Consider the following 18,614-nt stretch of genomic DNA (forward strand, 5'->3'; position numbering starts at 1 on the left):
TTAAATATTACAAAGGAAGCTATCGTTCATTCAGAAAATAATTGAGTCACGTTATACGGTTTCCAAGCAACCCGTTCTATAAAAAAATCATTCCGCAAAGAAATATTTCTATTAAACGAAATTTATTGAATGATTTTGCTTCTCCCATCGTCTATTTCATTCGGGAAAGTTAAGTAACAATCCTCTTCCGAAATAAAATCCGGAATAAGATCCAATTACATAAAGAGTATCTAATGCAACTCAATCGGATTAGATACGTAGACTCTGTCGAGTGTGAGGTATATTGTATGTCTAAAAAAATATTGATCGTAGATGATTCTCCTGCCCAGAGAAAATTAGTGAAGGTAACCTTGGAATCAAAAGGTTACGAAGTATTGGAAGCGGAGAATGGAGCTCAAGGTTTAGAGTTACTGAGCAACGATCTTAAGCTGGTCGTTTGCGATGTGAACATGCCTATCATGGACGGAGTAGAGTTCGTTGAAAAGGTCAAATCTTCCGGTAACTATCAGTTCCTTCCGATCGTAATGTTAACTACAGAATCCCAAACTGCAATGAAGGAAAAGTTAGTAGCTCAAGGGATACGGGCATGGATCACAAAACCTTTCAGTATGGACCAACTACTTTCCTCCGTTTCTAAATTAGTGGTTTAAAGAACAAACTTTTCATTTTGTCGATGGATATGAACCGTAAAAATAAAATAAAAATCAAGGGAGAATTAAGAGCTCGTAAGTTAGCTGCAATACGCTCCCGGCTCCTTCCATACACGGACACCGATCTGAGTTTGGATCTTTCTGAAATTAACGAGTTCGACACATCCTCTTTGCAATTTTTACTCTCAATACGTAAGGAACTTGAGGCAAACGGAAACAAACTAGTCGTGATGTCTCCTTCAGAATCTGTGGAAAGAATAATAAGATTTTATAATAAAGATTTTCTATTAGGTTCGTATCTCGGAACGGCAAACGAAGGAATAAACCATGGATCCTAGGGAAAAACCCGGCTTTACGGATTTCGTTTCCGAGACCAGGGACATGCTCGAGTCTCTCGAAAGAGACTTAGTTAAGATCGGTGAAGGGAACAGAGAAAAGGAACTACTGAATTCGTTATTCAGGTCGGTCCATACAATTAAAGGGACCGCCGGTATGTACGATTTCTCCAAAATTGCGGACTTCGTACATTTTTTAGAAGAAACCTTAGATAAGGTACGTTCCGGTAATTTGGAACCCTCAAGCAATCTGATCCGAATTATTCTACAATGTAAGGACCACTTATTTTTACGCTTGGAAAATTTCGAATTAGGAGAATTCGAAAGCGAGGAGATATTAAAAGAAGGTGAAAATCTTATTTTCGACCTTTCCAAACATAGCCCCGGCTCCCTAACTTCGGTCAAAATAACCCCCGAAAAAAATTCGGATAACGACAATTACAAAACTTGGAAGATATATATTTCATGCGGTAGTAATTTATTCGTTAACGGATTGGATCCATACCCTTTCCTAAGATATCTTTCGGAAAAAGGTACGTTAAGCGAGATCGTATTGGATGAAGAAAAGATCCCTAAATTTTCTGACCTGGAAGCATCCGGTTGCTTTTTCGATATAGAAGTTGTTTATAAGTCGGATCTTACTGAGGAAGAGATCCTAGAATCTTTCGAATTTGCCGGCTCGGATATGAAAATCCGACTCGAATCCGTTTCAGATCCTTCTTCTATTCACTCCGATCAAAATGGTATCACTTATCAAAACGGATTTCAGGAAAAATCGGAAACCGGGCCTAAAAATAAAAGTTCGGCCTCCAGAAGTATACGGGTCGATGCGGATAAGTTGGACTTAGTAGTAGATCAAGTGGGAGAAGTTGTAGTTATCTCTTCCGCCCTTCATCAGATAGCTCTAAACCTAAAGGACGAATTCTTAGAGGAACTCACGCATAGGATGTCTCGTCTCTTAGAAGAAATACGTTCCAATAGTTTAAAACTCAGAATGGTCCCCGTCCAAACCCTATTTAACAGGTATTCTAGAGTGGTCTTCGAACTGGGAAAACAAACCGGAAAATCCATCCGATTGGAGATCAGGGGCGGAGAAACCGAACTTGATAAAAACTTAATAGACAATCTAGTCGATCCGTTAACGCATATGGTCCGAAATTCTATAGATCACGGAATCGAGTCTTCGGAAGAAGAAAGGACAAGTTTAGGAAAACCTTCCGAAGCATTGATAATATTAGCTGCTTCGCATAAGGCCGGCGAGATCTTTATAGAGATATCCGATGACGGAAGAGGAATAGATCCCGAATCAGTCCTTAAAAAAGCGAAGGAGAAAGGCCTTTATAAGGAAGGAGATGCGATCAAAGAGGACCAGATCTATTCACTTTTATTCGAACCTGGATTTTCCACGGCTACAAGCGTAACCGAACTCTCAGGAAGAGGGGTTGGATTAGATGTGGTCAAAAAAAACGTAGAGTCGTTACGAGGTAGAATAGAGATCAGTTCAGAAAAGGGAAAAGGGACCACATTTAAGATCATACTTCCACTTACTCTCGCGAATATCGACGGATTCCTTTTGAGGATCGGAAAAAACAAATATGCGATCCCTTTAGACATGGTGAAGGAATGTATGGAATTCCATCCTAAGGAATTCCTAGTCGGAGAACAAAATTATATCAAGGTTCGCGACAAAGTCCTGCCTTGCGTTGATATGAACGACTGGTTCGGAGAACCGATAGGAACGGAAGGAAGAAGGAACCTAGTCATCGTAAACTCGGGGAATCTTCAAGCGGGATTGATCGTTAACGAACTTTTAGGTAGGATCCATTCCGTCATAAAACCGTTAGGCGGACTTTTTGAAGATGCCCAGGGTGTTAGCGGATTCGCTCTTATGGGAGACGGTTCCGTAGCAATGATTATAGATACGACAACGTTGCTTTCCAAAGTCAGGTTAAACAACGAAAACACACTAAACAATGAACTGAATCAGCAAATTACCAGCCTCTCGGGGGCTTCGAATTAATATTGACGTCCCAACCGGGAGTCGGAGGAAAAATATGAGCATTGCACAGAAGTTACTTGCAATTATTCTAATAGGTTTAGTCGGTCTTGGAATTATAGACGGACTTTCCATCTACCAGATGAATCGCATCCATAAAGACGGAAGTAGTTCGCCCTCTTCTTCAAATTGGGAAAACATATCGGCTTCTTTTTCGGAATTAAGGTCGTTGGTTCTCGAAAATTATTCGAATACGGATCAGAACCGTAGGTCGGAAATCGTGTCCCAAATCAGAAAAAATCGGGATACGATCTCTTCCTACTTATCCGAAAGTGCCGCTCGCGTCTCGGATAAAAAAGAGGAAGAACTGATCTCATCCGTTAAATCCTATACGGAAGAATATTTACAAACCTTCGCAAACGGGATCCTACTCGAAAACGCTAATACTTTAGAACAAAACGAATTCAAAGCTAAAGAAGAGATAGCAGCCAAGAAGTTTCTTACTTCTCTAAAAAACAGATCGGAATATGCCACAGCGTCCTTTAAACAAAAAGGGGTGGAAACCGAGTCTTCCGTTTTAAGCGTATCCATCCTATTGATCTCACTTTCGTTAGGAATAATAACGTTATTTGCCATTCTTAGTTGGAGGATCGGAATACAAATCCGCCAACAATTAGGCGGAGATTATTCTCTTTTGTCAAAGATAACGAAAAAGATCGCGTCAGGAGATCTATCTAGTGAGATCGATTTGGATCATTCGGATCAAAACGGTCTACTATTACAATTATCCGTGCTCCAAACATCTCTGAAGGACCTTTTATCTGAAATGTCGAAAATGTCCAAGGAACATGAAGCCGGGGATATCGACGTTAAGATCGACAGTTCTAAGTTCAAAGGTGCCTTCAAAACCATGTCCGAAGGTATTAATGATATGGTCTTTGCTCATATCGCCGTTAAGAAAAAGGCGATGGAGTGTTTCAAACAATTCGGCGAAGGAAATATGGATGCCGACATCGAAAAACTTCCCGGTAAAAAACAATTTATAAACGAGACAATCGATCAAGTCAGAGCGAATATCAAAGGGCTAATAGCCGAAATGTCAAAAATGTCCAAGGAACACGAAGCCGGAGATATCGACGTTAAGATCGACAGTTCTAAGTTCAAAGGTGCCTTCAAAACCATGTCGGATGGTATTAATGATATGGTCTTTGCTCATATCGCCGTTAAGAAAAAAGCGATGGAGTGTTTCAAACAATTCGGCGAAGGAAATATGGATGCCGACATCGAAAAACTTCCCGGTAAAAAACAATTTATAAACGAGACAATCGATCAAGTCAGAGCGAATATCAAAGGCCTAATAACCGAAATGTCGAAAATGTCCAAGGAACACGAAGCCGGGGATATAGACGTTAAGATCGACAGTTCCAAGTTCAAGGGCGTCTTCAAAACCATGTCCGAAGGCATTAATGATATGGTCTTCTCTCATATCGCTGTTAAGAAAAAAGCGATGGAGTGTTTCAAACAATTCGGCGAAGGAAATATGGATGCCGATATCGAAAAACTTCCCGGTAAAAAACAATTTATAAACGAGACAATCGATCAAGTCAGAGCGAATATCAAAGGTTTGATCGAAGAGATGTCCAGAATGTCCCAAGAACATGAAGCCGGAGATATAGACATTAAGATCGACAGTTCCAAGTTCAAAGGCGCCTTCAAAACCATGTCGGATGGTATTAATGATATGGTCTTCTCTCATATCGCCGTTAAGAAAAAAGCGATGGAGTGTTTCAAACAATTCGGCGAAGGAAATATGGATGCCGATATCGAAAAACTTCCCGGTAAAAAAAGATTTATCAACGAAGCAATCGATCAAGTACGCGCAAATATCAAAGGGCTAATAACGGATGCCAACGAATTGGCCGAGGCAGCTGTATTAGGTAAATTAGATACTAGGGCCGATGCAACCAAACACAAAGGAGACTTCAAGCGGATTATCGAAGGAGTAAACGCGACTTTAGAGGCGATAGTCGGGCCGATCAATGAGGTGATGGATATCCAATCCTCTTTAGAACAAGGAGATCTTACCCAATTCGTAAAAGGAAACTATAAAGGTAAATTAGGCGAACTAAGAGACTCGGTAAATAGTACCATCGACAAACTTTCCAAAAGTATTTCGGAAGTAGGAAAAGCCGCTTCTTCTTTTGCAAGCGCAGCCGAAGAAGTAAGCGCCACTTCTCAAACGATGAGTCAAGGTGCAACGGAACAATCGGCTAACGTAGAAGAAACAAGCGCTTCTCTCGAAGAAATGACGGCGACGATTGAACAGAACGCGGACAATTCAAGACAGACTGAAGTAATGGCCTCCAGCATGGTTAACCATGCCAACGAAGGTGGAGAAGCCGTCCGTCTTGCGGTCCAAGCCATGAAAGATATCGCCGAAAAGATCACTTCCGTGGAAGATATAGCGTATCAAACCAACCTTCTTGCATTGAATGCAGCTATCGAAGCGGCCCGTGCAGGGGAACATGGAATGGGATTCGCAGTGGTAGCCAACGAGGTGAGAAAACTCGCTGAAAGAAGTCAAAGTTACGCGGGAGAGATCAGTCACTTCGCCAAAAATTCGGTGAATGTAGCCGAGAGAGCGGGAAGCTTAATCGAAGAGATCATCCCGAATATCACTAAAATTTCGGATCTGATCCGAGAAGTTTCCGCCGCAAGTCGAGAGCAAAAACAAGGAGTGGGACAAATCAATACGGCAATGAGCCAATTGGATCGTGTTACCCAACAAAATGCCGCCGCTTCCGAAGAGTTGTCCAGTATGGCGGAAGAGTTATCTGCCCAAGCCCAAGGTTTGCAGAAGGTGGTCCAACATTTCAAAATCAACGGTGTAGACGAAGTTTATTCCGGTTCCACTTTCGAGCCGGCATACGCGGGAAAATCTTCCGGCAGTTCAAAAGAACACCGAAACGGAAACCATGACTTCAATGAATCGAAGTTCGGAAGGTTCTAAGGAGATATTCCGATGAGAGCAATGCAAATTAATGCAAACCAATATCTCACTTTTCGACTGGGTCAGGACGAGTTTGGAGTGGAGATCCTTAAGGTAAGGGAGATCTTAGAATTTCGCGAACCTACAAGGGTCCCCAGAACATCCAAGTTCATCAGCGGGGTAATCAATCTTCGAGGGAACGTGGTCTCCGTAATGGACCTGGCAAAATTATTCCAGAGCCGCGACATTGAACCTACGAAGCGCACCTGTATTATCATTTTAGAAATCCCTAATGATGATAATAAGGTTATCGCCGGGATTTTAGTAGATTCGGTGAATGAGGTTGCGACAATACCCCCGGAAAGTGTGGATCCGGTTCCCGCTTTCGGAGCTAATATCAAGACCGATTTTATCCGAGGAATAGGAAAACTCGAGAACAGGGTGATCATACTTCTCAATCCGGCAATGATGCTTGATTTTAACGAAGTAATTTCCCTATACGAGAAAACTGAGGAAGAGATCGAAAACCTCGCTGCAGCAGGGTCATAAAGGATGAATGCGAACTTTACCCTAAGCCAATCCGAATTCGTTTCCTTTGCGACCCTAATTTTCAAATATACGGGCATCCGTATGGGTGAAAAGAAAAAGAACCTGATCGCTAGCCGTTTATCCAAGCGTGTACGAGCCCGTAATTGCAACTCTTACGGAGAATATCTGAATATAATTAGGGACGATCTAAATAAAGAAGAGAGAAATATTTTCATTAGTCTGATTACGACTCATGTGACCCATTTTTTTAGGGAACCTGCCCATTATAATTTCCTTGAAAGTATATTAGAAAATCGGAATAATTCTCCCACTAGGATCTGGAGCGCCGCCGCCTCCACCGGAGAAGAGGCATATAGCGCCGGATTGATCATGCAGGACAAATTGGGTACTGACAATTGGTCGATCCTTGGAACCGATATTTGCAATGATAGTATCGAAAAGGCAAGAAACGGATTTTATCCGCTTCAGGGTTCGGAACAGATACCGGAACATTATCTAAAACGTTATTGTCTGAAAGGAAAAGAGGAATTCACCGGGTATTTTACTTTTGCGAAGGAGATCCGATCCAGGATCCGTTTCGAAGTGGCAAACCTTACGACTCTCGACAAATTACCCGGAAGTTTCAAACCGAACATAGTTTTTCTAAGGAACGTAATGATCTATTTCGAAACGAAAGAAAAACAAATGATCATAGATATGATCGAATCCATTCTTTCTCCCGGAGCGATCCTTATTATAGGTCACTCTGAATCATTAACGGGCATTCGAAGTAATTTTAAATTAATACGGACTTCCGTTTATCAAAAAATATGAGCGGACGTTATTCTGTAATGATAGTGGACGACTCCGCAGTCGTTCGCCAGAATTTAACTACGATCTTAACAAAAGATCCGAATGTCTCGGAAATTTTTACCGCGTCGGATCCGATTTTCGCTCTCCAAAAAATGCAAAATTATTGGCCGGACGTAATCGTACTAGATATCGAAATGCCGAGAATGGATGGAATATCCTTTTTAAAAAAAATTATGGCGGAAAGACCTACTCCGATAGTGATCTGCTCCTCCCTAACTCAGGAAGGAGCTGCTGTCACGATGGAAGCTTTCAGCTCGGGAGCCGTGGATATCATTTCGAAACCGAAATTGAATGTAGGCGGTTTTTTGGAGGAATCCGCTGAGACATTCCTAAGGATTGTGCAGGCGGCTTCCCAATCAAGAATTTCCAAATTAGCGATCTCGAATACTAGCAAACCTCTACTAACTAAAAATCCTATCGACCATAAATTATCCGCGGATACCACATGGAAATTAGTCGCCATAGGAACTTCTACCGGAGGAACAAACGCGTTAGAAACGATCCTTACGGAACTTCCCCCTCTTTCCCCTCCGATCGCAATCGTACAACATATGCCTGAAAAATTCACCGCACAATTCGCCAAACGTTTGAATTCCATCTGCCAGGTAGGAGTAAAGGAAGCCGAACAAGGCGACGAGATCCCACCCGGAAGAGCAGTGATCGCTCCGGGAAACAGACATATGACCATTCGAATGAGCGGAGCAAGATTTTACGTGGATCTAAAAGACGGTCCCCCGATCAATCGGCATCGACCTTCCGTGGATGTACTTTTTCGTTCGGTTTCTCAACAGGTAGGAAAGAACTCAGTAGGGATCATCATGACAGGAATGGGAGATGACGGGGCTAGAGGATTATTAGAAATGAAAAGATCCGGTGCACACACCGTGGCCCAGGATGAATCTAGTTCCGTAGTGTTCGGAATGCCTAAGGAAGCAATTGAATTAGGAGCAGCGGAAGCGATACTTCCCTTAAGAAGAATGGCTTCCGAAATACTTTCGAAAGCCGGACATTCCGGAAGTCGATTCTAACGCTGAACAATCATCGGAAACTGCAAAGAAATACAAACTTCGCGTTCTTCTTTTTCGTAAATATTAGATTTTGTGACTGTAAAATAGACTCTGGCGTTCATATCTTCAGCCAACTTTCGAACGACAGGCAACCCTAGACCGATCCCGAATTCCTCTTTGGTATATCTTTCATCTACAGCTTTTTTTAGTCTGAAAAAGGGTTGGAATAGTGCGATCTCTTCGGAATTTTTACAGTCCAAATTCTCTATCTCTTTATAATTCGGAGGATTGATGAATTTCATTATAAAATTGTTATCTGTCCTAAGATAAAGAACGATGATCTCCGCACCATCGGGCGAATATTTCATACCATTTATGAGAATCTCTCTTACGATCGTTTTTAAAGCTTCTTTGCAGATAACGACTTTTTGAGATTCTAAGTTTTTCAAAACGGACATTACCACATTCTGCTTCTTGATCTGAAGCATATCATGCATATAATCCACTTGCTCGTCCACAAGATTCAAAATTTCGGCTAAGGATAATTCTTCCGTGTTCAGATAATTTTCTTCAAAAACGATTTGGGCATCAGCCATCGTTTTGATCAGTCTTTTCGTAACTTGAAAATTCTCTTCCAGCAGATCCATAAAAGCCAGGGGTACGATTGCATTCTTATCATCTTTCTGAGCTGTCTCAAACAAAGCTCCCAAGGAAGTAATTAAAGCTCCTATACCGGAACCCTGCATTAAGGAAGTATTCAAATTGGGAAGAGCCTGCTGCATCCAAATCCTATTTCCCCCCTTCCCTTCTATCTCTTGTCTCCAGTTAAATATGGAAATGATCTCCCTGTATAAAGATTGTTCCCGCTTCAAAAAAGACATTTGTTTATCGGTAATATTCGAAATGTCTGCGCCTCTTTCGTTGGCGAGCTCATTTAATGCCAAAAAGATCAGGTTCGTTTCGGTATCCGGAAACGTAAGAAGAGAGATACGGATCTGAAACATTCTATCCCCAAAATTACTCTCAATTTCAAAAGAGCTTCCTTTTAGGACGTGTAAAAATTTATCATCCTCGATTGGCAAAAAATCCGGACCAAATTCAGAATATTTTTTCCCCAAAAAATCCGCGTTCCCGGACCCATGATGAAAAGAAGGTAATCGAAAGTATACACATCTCAGGTCGGGATCAAAGACCGCAAACTCTTCCTTCGGAAAAGAGGAAGACCAGACATCGAAGATCGGTATTAGCTTCGACCTAAGAAAAATTTCTGAAGATATATAATCCGGATTGGAAGTATTGGAAACCGACATCGATGGTCCTCTCTACGTTATAGGACGATTTGTTCCGCGAAAAGCCTTCCTTTCCCTGAAATATTAGCTTACTTAAGTTACGAATTATCGCAACTCTTCTTAAATTTCGACAAATACTTGCCGAATGAATTTTAGATTGAAAGACAGTGTATTCATTGAAAAGTGTTCCTTCCTAAAAGGAGCCCTAGGATAAATATCTATTTTTAGTACAAATGTTAGAAACTACCGACTTAATCCATTATTTAAAAGCGGCCACGATCGCTCAGTTAGGATTTTTGATCCTGAACTTCCTCATCAGGGTAAAACTAAGCACTCGTAGTATTCTAGGAAGTTTATTCACTTCCTCGTTGATCGCTTATTTTATTTGTCCTTGGTTGGACCATTCTACGAATACGTTTATTCTAATCCTGGTACATACCGGATGTTTTTCGGTTTCTATCTTCTTTTATCTGTTCGTAACAAGCCTTTTCGAAGACGGGTTCAAATTAAAAACCTGGCATGCGGTATTATTCCTTTCCCTGAATATATTCTGTTTTTATGTTTTTCTTGCCTCGGATATAAGAAGCCAAAACACCATTTTTGCCAAAGTGTTGTTCAGCATGCCCCAGGTATTTTACCTTGGACTCATTTTACTCACCTTAGGAAAAGTTTTAAAAGATAAGAATATCGATTTGCTGGAATCCAGAAGAGAATTCAGGGTAATCTTCTCCTGGGTAACCGGGATCTATAGTATGTCCGTCGTACTGATGGAAGTGATCACCAAAGATTCCGGATATTCCCTCCAATTAGATCTGATCAACTCCTCTTTCATTTTTATATTGGTATTTTTCATTTCCTTTCGGATATTCCAGTTTAGAGACAACGTTTTTCCGACGGAAGAAATACAAACGGAAGAAGTTTCCGATGAACCTTTAGACGAAACCCTATTGCAAAAATTGGATTCTCTCTTAAAGGTCCAAAAAGTGTTTCTGCAGGAAAACCTGACCATTTCCGTCTTGGCCAAACAGTTAAACGTTCCGGAGAAGAAGGTCCGTAGGTTGATCAATAAAGGACTAGGATATCGGAACTTCAACGAATTCCTAAATCAATTCAGGATACAGGAAGCAAAGTTTATACTTTCAGATCCGAGTAAAAACGATTTTCAAGTGCTTAGGATCGCAATGGATCTAGGCTACGGATCCCTTGCACCATTCAACCGAGCATTCAAAGAAATTGTAGGAATGACCCCTAGCGATTTTAGAAAACAAAAAAACCAGGTAAAATAACCGATCGAATCCGGAATCGATCAGATATTGTCCGGAATCCATCGGATACAATTCCGGAAAAATGTTTTAATGATCCATCAAATCCTACACAGGAGCAAAGGATCAAATATGTGCTTTCACAAACAATTATTTCAATACATGATGGATTTGGTTCCCCAAATCCCAATCATATTCCTAATAGATTTTGTAAGATACGTTCTATTCGCCGGCTTGGCGTTTTTGGTCTTCTACATTTGGAAACATCCGTTCCAACATAGGAAGATACAAGAGAAGAATGCAAAGCCGTCTCAGTTTAGAAAAGAATTCTTATATTCTGTTTCTTCAGTACTTGTATACACCTCCGTGACTTTGATCGTATTTCTATTTAGAAAATACGGATACTTTAAATTTTACGGACGTATAGAAGATCATGGTTGGGGATATCTTATTTTAAGTATGATATTAATTTTCGTGATCCAGGACTTTTACTTCTATTGGACACATAGATTAATGCATACTCGATGGCTCTATAAGAGAGTGCACAAGATACACCATGACTCCGTAACACCTTCTCCTTGGACGGCCTATTCTTTCAGTCCTTGGGAAGCATTGATCCATTCTCTTATTATGCCCATCGTTGCCATGTCATTCCCGATCCATCCTCTGGCTTTGATGATCTTTATGACCTTCCAAATCATACGTAATGTCCTAGGTCATAGCGGTTACGAAATTTTTCCAAGCTGGATGGGTACGAATAAGGTTTTAAAATTGGTGAATTCGAATACGAACCATGATATGCACCACCAAAGTTTCCGATACAACTTTGGACTTTATACTACAGTTTGGGATTATCTATTCGGAACAGTTCATCCGGAATACGAAAAAACTTTTGCGGAGATAACCAACAGAAAACCGGAACGAAGAGAATTGCAGGAGAGTATCTAACCGAATACAAACGACTGGAAATCGATCCGCCCCGAACCGGGTGCGGATCCTAACCCAATCTATACGATTTCAGGCAATGTATATAAAGGAGAAAAACCTCCGCCAGGAGTCCTAAAATTCGTAGTCTGTCCTTGATACAACCGACTAGCTAAAAGTAGAATCTCGTCGTTATAGATATATGCCCTTATATCCATCTTTAATTCTCTTTCTTCTCCGGTGACGGATGTGACCCGAACGGATGGAGGAATAAATTCCTGGCTTATGTATTCCCCATTTATGATTTCCGAAAACTTTCCTTTTGTAAGTTTCCCTCCATAATAAGCGGCCTTACCGCCAAAACCTTCTTTAGGTTTAAAAAATATATGCTTTCGTTTTTCCCAAAGTTCTTGCGCATTCCCTAAGTTTACAATTTTCGTATCAGGAACGGATGATTTTAGGATTTCCGAATCCTTCTTATCAAACCCCGCTTTTATTAGAAAATCGTTATCCGAAAGAACATGAAGGTTCGTCTTTCGTGCGAATAAGTCGTAATCGACCGGACTCGGAGTAAGGATTACTTTTTCATTTTTCCACGCTTGGAAAATTTTAGAATTCGAAACATCGGATAAATGAAAATCAGTCAATCTATTGTAAATCAGATCGATCTTCTTTCCCTCGAAGTGAAGTTCTTCTCCTATAAGTTCGATCTGCTCCGGGCCGAGGATCTCCGATTGGATACCTTTGGATCTGAATAAGTCTCTAAATAACAAGAACTCCGGATATAAAAACTGATCGGATGGATTTTCGTCCACAATAGCGATAAAGCCCGGCCTTCCCGTTCTTCCATTGGAAGTCCATTCGTCCATGAATATGGAAAAAAATTTTTCCTCCAAAGTTTGGAGAGCTTCCGCATTCTGCAAGGCGATATCCACAACCTTACAACATCCGATCTGGGCTTCCAAAAGTTTTAACTGTAAATAAGCCCCACCTGCGTTCGTGTTGATCTCGATGAGCTTAGGACCTTCCTTTGTCTGATGAAAATCCAAACTAAGAAAGACCCCTCCGGAAATATCCTTTGTTCTTTCGATCGGATCGTAATCCGACAAAATGCGATCTCGTACTGCCGGTAAACGTAAGGCCTTCCGAATAGAAAATAAAATTTGGCGGATCTTCTCCTGATCCGAAATATTGATAAAAGAAGGTGTTTCGGAATAAAAATGTTCGATCCCCCGGGTCCTGATTTCAGGAACAGGGAATTTATACGCTTCTTCACTCAGGCGTTCTTTGTTCAAAGTAGAACAAGAACATTTTTCATTCAGTATTTCCGCTAAGTTAGTTTCCATTCGAAGATCCGCTCTTTATCCTTAGACATGATCCATTACGAAAAGAAGTTCTCTTGCGATCGTTTCAGATGTTTCTACGTATTTTTTTAGAACTTCGGACGTGCCGTCGAATTCCTTCGGATCCGAGTACGGGAGACTGATCCTTTTTCCTGCTCCAGGAACATAAGGACAAGCTTCATCTGCAGAAGAACAAACCATAACGGCTATAAATTTCTTCTTAGGATTCGCAGGATCCGAATAAAGTTTGGAGTATGCCGAGATAGGAAGAGCGTTATCTTTGTAAGAGACAAGGTATCTAGGATTATTTTCCGTCTCTTGTTCCTTTTCTATCCTGAAGCCGATCTTGGCAAGCGCTTGGACCGAGTTTGAATGAAAGGAAGTAACCTCAGTTCCTCCTGAATAGGACCGGATCCCGGAAAGTCCAAGATATTCCGCGCAGGCGAATGCAAACATTTGTGCAATTTGACTTCGACGGGAATTATGAGTACATACGAATATCATCTCGCAATAATTCTGATCTAATTTTAATCCTCTAATCTCGTTTGCAAACTGAAGCAATATTTCCTTTCTTTCTTCCGAAATAAATGAGTATTCGTTTTTTCTTTTGCTTAAAAAATCCTGGATCGGACTAAAAAGAGCGCTCATGCGGTCTTACCCTTTACATAAAATTTCTCTCTGAATATTTTCGCGATCTCCACTAAAAGAACGAGGACCGGAATTTCCACGAGCGGTCCAACAATCCCGACAAACGCCTGCCCGGAAGCGATACCAAAGGTCCCGATCGCAACAGCGATCGCTAATTCGAAATTATTTCCCGCAGCAGTAAAGGAAACCGCCACGTTCCTTGGATAATCCGCTTTTATTAAAAGTCCTAAAGCAAAACTCAGAAAGAACATTAAAAGAAAATAAACAAGCAAAGGAGCGGATATTTGAAGAACGTCCCAAGGGATATTTATAAGCGATTCCCCTTTTAGACTAAAAATGAAGACTATCGTCAAAAGTAAAAAGATCAGGGTTATGGGAGATATGGATGGTAATAATTTTTGAGTCGTCCATTCTTCTCCTTTGAGGCGTAAACTTGCGTTTCTAATTCCCAAACCCAGTAAAAACGGGATCCCTAAATAGATCAATACGCTGTATACAATATCCCAATAACTTATATGTATGGAAGAGTTCGTAAATCCGAAAGTCCCGGGAAGAACGCTTACAAAAAAATAAGCGATAACCCCGTAAAAAAGGAGCTGAAAGATACTGTTTAAAGCGACAAGCCCTGCAGCGACCTCACGATCACCGTCCGCAAGATCGTTCCATACTAAAACCATCGCAATACAACGCGCAATTCCGATCAGAATCAACCCTACCCGGTATTCCGGATTTTCCGGAAAGAAAAGGAATGCCAACCCGAACATCAGCAAGGGACCGATCACCCAATTTAAAAATAAAGAATATAGGATCAGATCGATCCGTCCGAATGCTTTAGGGATTCTTGCAAAATTCACCTTAGCCAAAGGTGGGACCATCATAAAAATGAGCCCGATAGCGATCGGGACATTTGTACCTCCAAAATCCGAACTTCGGATCCAAACTACAAAACCGGGGAACCAAATAGAGAGGGAGATCCCTATCCCCATAGCGATAAAAATCCAAATAGTCAGGAATTTATCTATAAATGATAATTTTTTTTCGGAAACGAGATTAGAAGACATTAATCGTTAAATCGCAATATTACGATTAATGTCAAGAGGTTTTAGCAGGAATTTCCGCTTTCGGGGACCTGAGAAAGAAAAGGAACGAAATATCCTTCGATCTCATTCCAAGTTTTTTTATTGATACAATAGCATATAGACGGGCCTTCGATGGTCCCTTGCAGAATACCCACATCTTTTAATGCTTTTAGATGTTGGGAGATCGTGGCCTGGGCTAGTCCGAGTTCTTCGACCAAGTCTCCGCAGATGCAGGCTTTTCTTTTGAGGACGTACTCCAAGATCGCGATACGGGCAGGATGCCCTAGTGCCTTTGCATAAGAGGCAATCTTATTCTGCCTCTTATTAAATAACTCTGTCTTGGTAATTCCCATTATGGTCTATTCAAGATGAGCCCCGTAATTTAGCACAAGTGTAAATTAGATCTCTATTCCTTTTTCGCAATGAAACCGTAATGATAAGGAGGAAGATCGATCGGTTTTTCCGATCCGATTTTAAATCCCGCCTCTATTGCCCACCTATGTATATCCTCTGGCTTAGGACGGATCTCCATCTTTGGTCCTCGAGGAGTATTCGGATCGTAATTCCAATGTACGATTCCGGCAACTCCTCTCGGTTTTAAGATATGAAACGCCTCTTTTAAAATAGAAACAGGATCTTCATAATGTAACAAATTAAAGATCATTACATAATCCGCAGAGTTTTCTTTTAACCCGGTCCCCGAAGAAATAATATCCCTTTCCAAAACCGAAATCCCCTTATGATCCATAAGTTCTGCCTTTTCTTTTAGGTCCCGTACAAGTTCCGGCTCAATCTCCAAAGCAAGGATACTGCTTTTATTTTTCTCAGCAAGAGGAAGGGTGAAAGTCCCGTATCCGGAACCAAATTCGACGATATTCCCTTCCACAAGAAGCAAATCCATTCTTTCTAAAATCAAAGGAACATCGAAAAGGGTGACCCAATAAGCCGCCTCGGGCATCCCGCTATCTCTAACTTTCATGCCCCTATTCGAATAAATAGCTTGACTTTGTCAATCAAATATTCAAATGTTTATTTGAATATTTGAGGATCTATGAACTCTATAAAAACCGGGCGGGAATTTAAGAATTTTATCTATTCTTCCCTAGCAAAATACGGAAAGGCACTTTCCGATCCAAAACGTATCGAACTATTGGACCTATTAATCCAAGCGGAAAAAAATGTCGATCTAATGTCTAAAGAGATCGGAATGAGTATCGCTTCGACGTCCCATCACCTTCAGATCTTAAAGGAAGCAAGACTTGTCCGGGACAGAAAAGAAGGCAGGAACATTTTTTATCAAATAGAAGAAGCAGGTATCCTAATATTCAATACAATCTATTCTGCAGGCAATAAATTCAATGCGGAGATCCAAATGGAGATGAAGTCTTTCTTCGATCCGGATCAAGAGACGGAAGGATTAGATTATAAAGACTTTCTAAAGCGAGTATTGTCCAAAGATACTGTATTAATCGACGTGAGGCCTGAAAACGAATACAACGCGGGACATTTGCCTGGTTCTATCTCTATTCCTCTTAAAGAACTAAAATCCAGGCTGGATAAACTTCCTAAACGTAAAAAGATCTTAGCCTATTGCAGAGGGAAATATTGTGTCCTCTCGGAAGAAGCGGTCAAAATTTTAAGAACAGAAGGATACAATGCGTATCGTATCCCGGAAGGTCCTTTGGAATTTGCGAATAAGGGGATTCGGTTAAAGAAAGGCGGCTTCACTTCCCCGTCGGAACGATCGTGATCCACTCGATAAACTTGGTCTTAAAGAACTCATCGATCTGCCCCGTGAACTGGTGATACGCCAAAAAGAAAATCCAATATGCCAAGGTCGCTGCCACCAAAGTCCTTGCTGTCATATTCGCTAAAACGGGAGAGGCCGTATAATACATGCGGACCACTGCGATCGGCCAGAGGAATAATAGGAAAAAGTAAATCGCCCTTGGAATACCGTAAAGCCAGCTCAAGATCTCGGAAGGATAAGATTTGGACAATCTTTCATACGCTTCTTTTAACTCGGGAAAAAATTGAAAGAAGTAGAACACAAATACGAAAAAGGTAGCGATCTTCCAAATGATCTCTATATCGTTTCGGATCAGCACCAATGTCAAACCCACAAACCAAATTAAAAAAATGGGAAATACGATCTGCTGTAATAAGGAACCTGACTGGGCGAGAAACATCAATAAGATCTCCTAAGATCATTTTCGGCAGAAACCGGCTTAGACACCCACTCTAAACATTGCAGAAAACTCTCAGGATCCGCTTTTCCGAGACCCGCGATATCGAAAGCGGTTCCGTGATCCGGAGAAACCCGGATAAAATCCAGTCCCAAAGTCAAATTCACTCCGAATTTTCCCTCCCACATCTTAAAAGGGATGAGCCCCTGGTCATGGTAACAAGCCAAAAACAAAGAATACTTTGCCCGGGAAGTTTCGCTGAACGCACCGTCTGCGGAGATAGGGTCCGTGACGTCTAATCCTGCCCTTCTCATCTTAGAAATGATCGGCATCAGGATCTTCTTCTCCTCGTCTCCCACCTTACCACCTTCTCCTGCATGAGGATTCAAACCTAAGAATGCAATTTTTCCTTGCGAGATAGGAGCGGATCGTACGGCAGAAATGAAACTGGTTAAATGGATTTTTTTCAAGTAGAAAGGAACTTTCTTCAAAGGTACATGAGTGGTTAAAGGAAGAACATTCAGTTCTCTACCTGCCATTAGCATGTAGGTTTTTTTCCGATAGATCTCAGCCAGATATTCCGTATGGCCTGTGAATTTTTTTATTCCGGCTTTGATCACCCATTCTTTACTCAAAGGAAGAGTGATCAAGTTACCGCCGATTTTCTTTTGGATTCGGACTGCTTCTTCTAAACTTGAAAAAGCGGCCTTACCTGAAGTCGCACTCGGTTTACCGATTGCCAAAGATTTTTGTTCGGAAGAAGAAAGTGAACTCGTTCTCCAAAGATACAATCCAGGAGAAGTAAGGGAAAATGGATCTTTGATTTCCTGCCAATCAGAATAGGAAAGAGAAGAATTAGAACGAATAAGTAGGATCTGTCTTTGTCGGGAGAGAGTGTTTAACTTCTCCCTAGACTTTTGAAGAATTTCCGGCCCGATCCCACAAGGGTCTCCCTCTGTGATAAGGATGGGAACCAAAGCCGAAAACCGGAGATCTAAGCTTCCTTAGCTGCTGTTTGTTTACCGAAAAGTCTTTCTAAGGTTAAGGAATCCTTAGCATATTCCAATTCGATATGGTCTTTGTTGGAATGTTTTAGGTCGCTGGAAATGATACAACGTCCTTCCAACACCACTCCATTCTGAATGATCAATTCCGGAGTGCGGATATCTCCCAAAATTCTGGAAGTAGGAAGAAGCATCACTCTGTTACGAGCGGTGATATTTCCGATTACGATACCTTCTATAATAACGCTGGCAGCAGTGATGTTTGTGCGAACTTTACCGGAAGCTCCGATATACAATTGTTCCGCTTGGAGAGATTTTCCTTCGAACTTTCCATCAATCTTTAAGGATCCGTTGATAAAGAATTTTCCGTTAAAGTAGGAATTTTCGCCGATTGTGGAGTTTGTAACTTCGGAGGAGTTCTTAACAAGTGCCATGAATTCTGAATCCTATAGACTCGGATCGAATAGATCCGGTGTAAACACAAGCTAAACGGCCCCCTGG

19 protein-coding genes are annotated in these 18,614 nt (G+C 41.2%); 10 read left to right on the forward strand and 9 right to left on the reverse strand.

The window, feature by feature from the left end:
• Positions 1-287: 287 nt before the first annotated feature.
• Genes AB3N61_RS11470 through AB3N61_RS11500 form a run of 7 tightly spaced genes read left to right on the forward strand, consistent with a single transcriptional unit; the run spans position 288 to position 8,399 of the window.
• On the forward strand, positions 288-650 hold the full coding sequence (locus AB3N61_RS11470; protein ID WP_020770679.1) for a response regulator: 363 nt from the start codon (positions 288-290) through the stop codon (positions 648-650).
• A 29-nt stretch (positions 651-679) separates the two neighbouring features.
• On the forward strand, positions 680-988 hold the full coding sequence (locus tag AB3N61_RS11475) for a lipid asymmetry maintenance protein MlaB (protein ID WP_367897625.1): 309 nt from the start codon (positions 680-682) through the stop codon (positions 986-988).
• A complete protein-coding gene (locus AB3N61_RS11480) occupies positions 978-3,005 on the forward strand; it encodes a chemotaxis protein CheA (protein ID WP_020770872.1) in 2,028 nt (675 codons plus the stop codon). The genes AB3N61_RS11475 and AB3N61_RS11480 overlap by 11 nt, the downstream gene beginning before the upstream one ends.
• Positions 3,006-3,039: 34 nt before the next feature.
• Positions 3,040-5,991 (forward strand): methyl-accepting chemotaxis protein, encoded by a 2,952-nt coding sequence (locus tag AB3N61_RS11485; RefSeq protein WP_367897626.1) that lies wholly within the window; start codon positions 3,040-3,042, stop codon positions 5,989-5,991.
• Between the two features lie 12 nt (positions 5,992-6,003).
• Positions 6,004-6,519 (forward strand): chemotaxis protein CheW, encoded by a 516-nt coding sequence (locus AB3N61_RS11490; RefSeq protein WP_367897627.1) that lies wholly within the window; start codon positions 6,004-6,006, stop codon positions 6,517-6,519.
• Between the two features lie 3 nt (positions 6,520-6,522).
• Positions 6,523-7,332 carry a CheR family methyltransferase gene (locus AB3N61_RS11495; RefSeq protein ID WP_020770259.1) on the forward strand — a complete coding sequence of 270 codons (810 nt, stop codon included), beginning with the start codon at positions 6,523-6,525 and terminating at the stop codon, positions 7,330-7,332.
• Positions 7,329-8,399, forward strand: a complete 1,071-nt coding sequence (locus AB3N61_RS11500) for a protein-glutamate methylesterase/protein-glutamine glutaminase (protein ID WP_036089947.1) — start codon at positions 7,329-7,331, stop codon at positions 8,397-8,399. Before AB3N61_RS11495 ends, AB3N61_RS11500 begins: the two co-directional genes overlap by 4 nt.
• Here AB3N61_RS11500 and AB3N61_RS11505 read toward each other — a convergent pair.
• Entirely contained in the window at positions 8,396-9,382 is a 987-nt protein-coding gene (locus tag AB3N61_RS11505; protein ID WP_198289320.1) for an ATP-binding protein, read from the reverse strand. The genes AB3N61_RS11500 and AB3N61_RS11505 overlap by 4 nt on opposite strands.
• A 518-nt stretch (positions 9,383-9,900) precedes the next feature.
• On the opposite strand from AB3N61_RS11505, the gene AB3N61_RS11510 reads away from it, so the two are divergent.
• Complete coding sequence (locus tag AB3N61_RS11510) at positions 9,901-10,953, forward strand: helix-turn-helix domain-containing protein (protein ID WP_367897628.1); 1,053 nt, start codon at positions 9,901-9,903, stop codon at positions 10,951-10,953.
• 69 nt (positions 10,954-11,022) lie between these two features.
• Positions 11,023-11,877 (forward strand): sterol desaturase family protein, encoded by an 855-nt coding sequence (locus AB3N61_RS11515; RefSeq protein ID WP_367897629.1) that lies wholly within the window; start codon positions 11,023-11,025, stop codon positions 11,875-11,877.
• 59 nt (positions 11,878-11,936) lie between these two features.
• Here the strand turns inward: AB3N61_RS11515 and AB3N61_RS11520 are convergent, their stop codons facing one another.
• From AB3N61_RS11520 to AB3N61_RS11540, 5 genes are read right to left on the reverse strand one after another with little or no spacing between them, the layout of a single operon-like run.
• The gene (locus tag AB3N61_RS11520; protein ID WP_367897630.1) at positions 11,937-13,199 is read right to left on the reverse strand and encodes a circularly permuted ATPgrasp domain protein; all 1,263 of its coding nucleotides are present in this window, start codon (positions 13,197-13,199) and stop codon (positions 11,937-11,939) included.
• Positions 13,200-13,220: 21 nt separating this feature from the next.
• Positions 13,221-13,844 carry a hypothetical protein gene (locus AB3N61_RS11525; protein ID WP_367897631.1) on the reverse strand — a complete coding sequence of 208 codons (624 nt, stop codon included), beginning with the start codon at positions 13,842-13,844 and terminating at the stop codon, positions 13,221-13,223.
• A complete protein-coding gene (gene arsB, locus AB3N61_RS11530; protein ID WP_367897632.1) occupies positions 13,841-14,905 on the reverse strand; it encodes an ACR3 family arsenite efflux transporter in 1,065 nt (354 codons plus the stop codon). The genes AB3N61_RS11525 and arsB overlap by 4 nt, the downstream gene beginning before the upstream one ends.
• A 41-nt stretch (positions 14,906-14,946) precedes the next feature.
• A complete protein-coding gene (locus AB3N61_RS11535) occupies positions 14,947-15,276 on the reverse strand; it encodes an ArsR/SmtB family transcription factor (RefSeq protein WP_020770236.1) in 330 nt (109 codons plus the stop codon).
• 53 nt (positions 15,277-15,329) lie between these two features.
• On the reverse strand, positions 15,330-15,902 hold the full coding sequence (locus AB3N61_RS11540) for a class I SAM-dependent methyltransferase (protein ID WP_367897633.1): 573 nt from the start codon (positions 15,900-15,902) through the stop codon (positions 15,330-15,332).
• 72 nt (positions 15,903-15,974) lie between these two features.
• Here AB3N61_RS11540 and AB3N61_RS11545 point away from each other — a divergent pair, with 72 nt between their 5' ends.
• The gene (locus tag AB3N61_RS11545) at positions 15,975-16,673 is read left to right on the forward strand and encodes an ArsR/SmtB family transcription factor (protein ID WP_367897634.1); all 699 of its coding nucleotides are present in this window, start codon (positions 15,975-15,977) and stop codon (positions 16,671-16,673) included.
• Here AB3N61_RS11545 and AB3N61_RS11550 read toward each other — a convergent pair.
• The 3 genes from AB3N61_RS11550 to AB3N61_RS11560 are packed head-to-tail and all read right to left on the reverse strand — an operon-like array spanning position 16,648 to position 18,547.
• Entirely contained in the window at positions 16,648-17,112 is a 465-nt protein-coding gene (locus AB3N61_RS11550; RefSeq protein WP_020770229.1) for a hypothetical protein, read from the reverse strand. The two genes, AB3N61_RS11545 and AB3N61_RS11550, sit on opposite strands and share 26 nt — an antisense overlap.
• The gene (locus AB3N61_RS11555; protein WP_020770238.1) at positions 17,112-18,086 is read right to left on the reverse strand and encodes a PdxA family protein; all 975 of its coding nucleotides are present in this window, start codon (positions 18,084-18,086) and stop codon (positions 17,112-17,114) included. Before AB3N61_RS11555 ends, AB3N61_RS11550 begins: the two co-directional genes overlap by 1 nt.
• A 17-nt stretch (positions 18,087-18,103) precedes the next feature.
• A complete protein-coding gene (locus AB3N61_RS11560; RefSeq protein WP_008592184.1) occupies positions 18,104-18,547 on the reverse strand; it encodes a bactofilin family protein in 444 nt (147 codons plus the stop codon).
• Positions 18,548-18,614: the final 67 nt, after the last annotated feature.

It is taken from the genome of Leptospira sp. WS58.C1 (assembly GCF_040833995.1).
Lineage (GTDB): Bacteria > Spirochaetota > Leptospiria > Leptospirales > Leptospiraceae > Leptospira_B > Leptospira_B cinconiae.

Bases quoted from the DNA above. Each gene is read 5' to 3' on its own strand.
- AB3N61_RS11525 (WP_367897631.1), bottom strand. From the start codon at position 13,844: ATGAGCGCTCTTTTTAGTCCGATCCAGGATTTTTTAAGCAAAAGAAAA.
- AB3N61_RS11560 (WP_008592184.1), bottom strand. From the start codon at position 18,547: ATGGCACTTGTTAAGAACTCCTCCGAAGTTACAAACTCCACAATCGGC.
- AB3N61_RS11500 (WP_036089947.1), top strand. From the start codon at position 7,329: ATGAGCGGACGTTATTCTGTAATGATAGTGGACGACTCCGCAGTCGTT.
- AB3N61_RS11475 (WP_367897625.1), top strand. From the start codon at position 680: ATGAACCGTAAAAATAAAATAAAAATCAAGGGAGAATTAAGAGCTCGT.
- AB3N61_RS11515 (WP_367897629.1), top strand. From the start codon at position 11,023: ATGATCCATCAAATCCTACACAGGAGCAAAGGATCAAATATGTGCTTT.
- AB3N61_RS11485 (WP_367897626.1), top strand. From the start codon at position 3,040: ATGAGCATTGCACAGAAGTTACTTGCAATTATTCTAATAGGTTTAGTC.
- AB3N61_RS11505 (WP_198289320.1), bottom strand. From the start codon at position 9,382: ATGTTTCAGATCCGTATCTCTCTTCTTACGTTTCCGGATACCGAAACG.
- AB3N61_RS11545 (WP_367897634.1), top strand. From the start codon at position 15,975: ATGAACTCTATAAAAACCGGGCGGGAATTTAAGAATTTTATCTATTCT.
- AB3N61_RS11510 (WP_367897628.1), top strand. From the start codon at position 9,901: ATGTTAGAAACTACCGACTTAATCCATTATTTAAAAGCGGCCACGATC.
- AB3N61_RS11535 (WP_020770236.1), bottom strand. From the start codon at position 15,276: ATGGGAATTACCAAGACAGAGTTATTTAATAAGAGGCAGAATAAGATT.
- AB3N61_RS11470 (WP_020770679.1), top strand. From the start codon at position 288: ATGTCTAAAAAAATATTGATCGTAGATGATTCTCCTGCCCAGAGAAAA.
- AB3N61_RS11550 (WP_020770229.1), bottom strand. From the start codon at position 17,112: ATGTTTCTCGCCCAGTCAGGTTCCTTATTACAGCAGATCGTATTTCCC.
- AB3N61_RS11490 (WP_367897627.1), top strand. From the start codon at position 6,004: ATGAGAGCAATGCAAATTAATGCAAACCAATATCTCACTTTTCGACTG.
- AB3N61_RS11540 (WP_367897633.1), bottom strand. From the start codon at position 15,902: ATGAAAGTTAGAGATAGCGGGATGCCCGAGGCGGCTTATTGGGTCACC.
- AB3N61_RS11480 (WP_020770872.1), top strand. From the start codon at position 978: ATGGATCCTAGGGAAAAACCCGGCTTTACGGATTTCGTTTCCGAGACC.
- AB3N61_RS11520 (WP_367897630.1), bottom strand. From the start codon at position 13,199: ATGGAAACTAACTTAGCGGAAATACTGAATGAAAAATGTTCTTGTTCT.
- arsB (WP_367897632.1), bottom strand. From the start codon at position 14,905: ATGTCTTCTAATCTCGTTTCCGAAAAAAAATTATCATTTATAGATAAA.
- AB3N61_RS11495 (WP_020770259.1), top strand. From the start codon at position 6,523: ATGAATGCGAACTTTACCCTAAGCCAATCCGAATTCGTTTCCTTTGCG.